Source organism: Acinetobacter sp. CIP 102136 (assembly GCF_000369685.1).
In the GTDB taxonomy this organism is placed as follows: Bacteria; Pseudomonadota; Gammaproteobacteria; order Pseudomonadales; family Moraxellaceae; genus Acinetobacter; species Acinetobacter fasciculus.
Window position 1 is genome coordinate 1 of the sequence record NZ_KB850149.1, and the last position, 4,642, is coordinate 4,642.

General features: G+C 37.0%; 7 protein-coding genes. 2 read left to right on the forward strand and 5 right to left on the reverse strand.

Annotated elements, in window-relative coordinates; translation table 11 throughout:
- The coding region (locus tag F893_RS16605) for a MobA/MobL family protein (RefSeq protein WP_005253908.1) at positions 1-461 on the reverse strand (461 nt) is incomplete at its 3' end.
- Positions 461-616, reverse strand: coding sequence for a hypothetical protein (locus F893_RS18165; RefSeq protein ID WP_005253909.1), 156 nt, complete (start codon positions 614-616; stop codon positions 461-463). The genes F893_RS16605 and F893_RS18165, both read right to left, overlap by 1 nt.
- A 280-nt stretch (positions 617-896) precedes the next feature.
- On the opposite strand from F893_RS18165, the gene F893_RS16610 reads away from it, so the two are divergent.
- Both F893_RS16610 and F893_RS16615 read left to right on the forward strand, forming a co-directional pair.
- Positions 897-1,319, forward strand: coding sequence for a conjugal transfer protein TraD (locus F893_RS16610; RefSeq protein WP_005253919.1), 423 nt, complete (start codon positions 897-899; stop codon positions 1,317-1,319).
- Positions 1,320-1,383: 64 nt separating this feature from the next.
- Entirely contained in the window at positions 1,384-2,028 is a 645-nt protein-coding gene (locus tag F893_RS16615) for a LysE family translocator (protein WP_005253921.1), read from the forward strand.
- Positions 2,029-2,813: 785 nt separating this feature from the next.
- Here F893_RS16615 and F893_RS16620 read toward each other — a convergent pair.
- From F893_RS16620 to F893_RS16630, 3 genes are all read right to left on the reverse strand, one after another.
- The gene (locus tag F893_RS16620; protein WP_005253922.1) at positions 2,814-3,629 is read right to left on the reverse strand and encodes a hypothetical protein; all 816 of its coding nucleotides are present in this window, start codon (positions 3,627-3,629) and stop codon (positions 2,814-2,816) included.
- Positions 3,630-3,710: 81 nt separating this feature from the next.
- Complete coding sequence (locus tag F893_RS16625) at positions 3,711-4,211, reverse strand: hypothetical protein (RefSeq protein WP_005253924.1); 501 nt, start codon at positions 4,209-4,211, stop codon at positions 3,711-3,713.
- The coding region (locus F893_RS16630) for a MobA/MobL family protein (RefSeq protein WP_005253932.1) at positions 4,208-4,642 on the reverse strand (435 nt) is incomplete at its 5' end. The genes F893_RS16630 and F893_RS16625, both read right to left, overlap by 4 nt.

Below are 4,642 nucleotides of genomic sequence, written 5' to 3' on the forward strand. Positions count from 1 at the left end.
GGGTTTTTGCTGTTATAGCGTTTGAAATACTGCTCCGGATCTCGTTCAATTCCATCTTGCAAACGTTCATTAAACATGAGGTGAACATGAGGCTGATCCTTGCCGTCCATTGCTTTAGGGTTATGAATCGCAAATTGATACGGATATTTTGAGCCGATCTCAGACTGAATGAAGTCCTCAACCAGTTCTAGGCGTTGCTCGGCATTCATCTCTCTAGGCAGGGCAATTTCATATTCTCGATAGGTACTGCCATTTTTACGCTCGTAAAGGTCGGCTGCCTGCCAAAAAGTAATCGGATTATGTTCAGCCCATTTCGGCATGTTTCCATAAGCACTATGTTCAAGATCGGTTTCTGCCTGTTCCTGTTTCAGCTTCTTTTCTTCATCCCGATCAATATATTCGGCATGCGGTGCTGCTTTACCTGCTTTACCAACTTTGACACTTAAACGAGCAATCGCCATTAGGTTTTATCCTGTTCCTTTTTTCGGTTGCGCTCTTTCTTAAACGCTCTTTGATCAAGTATCGAAGCCCACATCATAATGATGATGATTAGCGGTGCTGCGATCACACCAAAAGTAATATCTTTGATCTTTCCCCATACCTGTTTTAGTTGCATTTTGTTGCTCCTAGGGTTGGTACTTCTTTTTTTCATTCAATTGAAAATTGAATGAAAAAAAGAAGTTTCAGGGTTTTAGGGATGAAGTCCCTAACGTGCTTAGGTTTCTCAATGAAATTGAGAAACGTCTAAGCGCGCCATCAAATTTTTGATGGAAGTGCAGGCAACAATCTCTAGAACGACTTTAACAAAATTGCGTACATTTGACGTAATTATTTTGTTATCGTTCTTTGAGAATTAAGCCTGTACTTTTGCGGTATCTGAATTAATGGAATTGAATATGAATAATGATTGGCTGTCTGAAAAAATCACCTATATTTCTGCTTTAAAGAACCCTAGTGATGCACAAAAACTTTTACTTGAATTAGCCAAAATTCAGTACAGAACATCTGACCAAGAGAAAAAAATTAATGCCTTGATCAAAGCTGAAAAAGCCATAGATCGAGCAAATAAGCAAAAAGTTGCTGTTAGAAAATTATTGAATGCAGAAAAGGAAGCTGAACGTAAAGCTCGTACACGCCACCTTATCCAATTAGGCGCACTTTTTGAGATTGCTAAGCTAGATCAGCGTGATCCTGCTGAATTGCTTGGAGTACTTATAAAAACTGCTGAAATTGATCCAAATGATATGAAGTGGCAAATTTGGAAAGATTTAGGACAAGAAATGTTAAATAAAAGAAGTAATGAAAATAAAAAATCTTAAAGTTTAGTTGATGTTTACCATATTAATTTATGATTGCGTTCAATTCATATGACAAAAGACTTCAATGATTTATTTTAATGAGTTCCTACTTTTAGCAATTATTCATTTTTTAGCAGTTGTAGCACCGGGACCAGACTTCGCTGTAGTTGTTCAACAAAGTATTTCTTACGGTAGAAAAATAGGAGCAATAACAGCCTTAGGTATAGGAGCAGGAATTTCAGTCCATGTAATTTATACAATTTTAGGGTTTGGATTACTGATTCAAACAAATGCTATTGTATTTAATACAGTTAAAATAATATCTGCCTTATATCTAATATATCTAGGAATTAACTTAATTAAAGGTAATCTTAAAAAAGAGAAATCTAACGTAAATGATTCAGAAATAACAATTAATAATAATGACTTAACTTCAAAAAAATCAGCATTCTTAAAAGGATTTATAACAAATGCTACAAATCCAAAAGCAACAATTTTCTTCTTAGGAATTTTTACAACAGTTGTAAATCAAAATACCCCTATGCAAGTTCAATTTTTATATGGAATTTGGATGTGCATGGTAAATGCTGGATGGTTTATTTTAGTAGCGTATTTATTTACTACTAAAAATATTAGAAATGTATTCTTAAAGAAAAAAGGATTATTCGAAATTTTTATGGGTATCGTGTTAATAGGCTTAGCGTTACGACTTCTCTTAACATTCAACTGAATAGCCTAAGCAGAAAAGTAAAAACAACTACCTCGACTACTAAACACAATAAAAGCTAAAAGCAAGTGCTCTCAACTTCTCAACTCGCCTCCAAAGCGTCGCACTTCGTGCTTTGGCTTTGGAAACGGTTGAGAGAGTTTCGGCAATACTCACCCTAAGGGCAGCCATTTGAAAAAATGACATATCCCCTAAGTATTGCCGATTTACCTGTATATATTTGGCTTCGGAGCCACGTATATCGGTCGTATCCGCACATAGTTTTGCAAACTATGCAGACAAGGACTCAAAGTCTTGCACTTCGCTCCACGCGCTCCCTGTCGTTACATTGCCTGTATCTCTGCGAGGGTTTCCCCAACATGCAACTTAACAAGTCCTATGTAACTACTCCCAACGCTCCGCCTATGTGAAGTTCCCCTGTAAGCGGTTTAGCCTTTCGACTATAGCTACAATACGCCAGTGACACTTATTCCTACCACACGTACTGCATGCCGACCGTAAAACGGACACGCAGAAGCGGGCAAAGCTCGATCTAGGATACTTATTTGACGATTTAAAACACGAATTAACGAAGACTTATCATTTTGAGGCTTGATATAAACACTGTTTATTGTGAAAATAGAGTTCAGGTACAAGCCTTTTGGTGAAATCAGTACGAGCGTCAACTCTGCTGATCTTCGTTACTTGATGTTCTAGCATCAAATAACTGCGTACCGCTGAATTTACTTGAAAACCCCTCTAACTTGCAAGACTTAGAGGGGTTTTTGTTTATAATTTTAAATTACAAGTTACTTATCCTTGTTTAAAGCAAATTTTCGCTTCTTAATCACAGTAATTGGCTTTTCTTGTGGAGCCGTATTTTTCTGAATGGCTACCTGCTTCATCTCTACTGGGACAGCACTATTTTCAGTAGTCTTTGGACTAGATTGTTTAGGCTTTGACTCTGTTGGCTTTTGCAGAGTTGCTTCTTTATTTTTAATTTTTATATAAATTTCATGAGCAACTGTATTGTGCTCTTTAATTTCTCTGTTTTTATCAGCCAATTTTTTATACTGCTCCTTAAAAGGTTTTATAAATTTTTTGATAGCTGATAAGAACACGGCTTCTTCAGGGTATATTTCCGCTAATGTCTTAGGTGTTTCCTTTTGCACGAAATTGATGAGATCGGCTGGAAATTTATTAAGAATTTCTGGAGTAGCAAAGCTTACAAAATCATAGTCATGATAAGAAATTACAGCATATCTCGTATTTTTCTTGGTCGGACTTTTAATATAACCTTTGACTGTTGCCTCCCCTTGATCAAGTAACTTTTTCAAATAGAAATCTTTAATTTGGTTTTCTATAAGTGCATTCCCTCTATAGAACCTAAGCTTCTGACTGATTTCCGCCTGTTCTTCCAGGTTGTCTTCATTAACAAGTTTTAGCTGTTCGGCTTGGTCAAGGAATTGAGCATAATTATATTGAGCAAGTTCGGATGTCCAAATCAGTAACTGGTCAAGGTTTTTAGGCATAGGAACTTTCAAATCATTCAAATCAAGCTTTTTAATGGGCGCAAGTTCTTCTTCCTTAAACTCTGTTCTTTCTAAACTTGATTTCTTTAACATAATAATTTCCTTAACTTCCACTAATTTTAAACATAATAAAAATTATAAATGAGTGCTTAGATCCTTCATTTTCAGATTCAGCTATTTGGGGTCAATAACGCATAAATCCCCATGCTTCCCATAGCCACACTGCTCTTTCATCACTCGGACGCAAGGCTTGGACTCTTCTCCAACGGCACAACTTTGAATATCAAACTGAATACCTTGCTGCTTTAAACTCTCGATCTTTGGAATATTCTCTAAAGGCTTAATATAAGATGCAAATAACCATGTCATAGTCAGTATGAAAACTGAAAAAACACCTAAGAAAGTGGTGATTAACTTCCATGAAAATTGATCACTGGCTGATTCAATCGAGTTTTTCAAGCGTCCAAGCGCTTTAGCGGTCTTAATAAGTTCTGCTGTACCGTCCTGTAAGCCCTCATTTACCGCTTTTGATATAGTGTGGTGGGTTTGCCCAGCAATAGTGCTTTGAATGTGTTCTTTCGTGATTTGAAGCTCTTTAACGGCCTGATTGACTAGGTTCTGCTGTTGTTCTGCAACTGCCATCAGTGCATATAGCTTTTTTTCATCAGGTGTCATCGGCTCATCCCTCTAAACTTCATTGTTTTCTGTTGCTCTCTTTCTAATTTCTGCTGTTGTTTGTACTGTTCCAAAGCAAGCTGTTTAAAGCTGTCAAAATCAGCCTTAAAGCTCTCAATGCCCTGTTTAATTTCTTTGTCTGAAATTGGGCTGTTTTTGAGGTCTTTCAGGTCGTTTTTAGGGTCACCTAAGTCTAGTCGCTCAAGCTCTTTATAGGCTGTACGTGACTGTTGCAAGGCTTCCCTGATTTCAGGGTCTTTAGCTTGGCTTGGTAATAGTTTCTTTTCGGGTTCTTTCTCTATGCCTTGCTCTTTGTAGCTTCGCATATCAATACGGCTATCAATTTGGTGCTTTTCTAAATGGCTGTTGCATAAATCTTCCCATCTTTGGCGTAGGTCTTTAATATCGGTTTTTCGTTCCTGGTAACTCTT

Coding starts and splice junctions, on each gene's coding strand:
- F893_RS16610 (WP_005253919.1), top strand. CDS start 897: ATGAATAATGATTGGCTGTCTGAAAAAATCACCTATATTTCTGCTTTA.
- F893_RS16625 (WP_005253924.1), bottom strand. CDS start 4,211: ATGACACCTGATGAAAAAAAGCTATATGCACTGATGGCAGTTGCAGAA.
- F893_RS16620 (WP_005253922.1), bottom strand. CDS start 3,629: ATGTTAAAGAAATCAAGTTTAGAAAGAACAGAGTTTAAGGAAGAAGAA.
- F893_RS16615 (WP_005253921.1), top strand. CDS start 1,384: ATGATTTATTTTAATGAGTTCCTACTTTTAGCAATTATTCATTTTTTA.
- F893_RS18165 (WP_005253909.1), bottom strand. CDS start 616: ATGCAACTAAAACAGGTATGGGGAAAGATCAAAGATATTACTTTTGGT.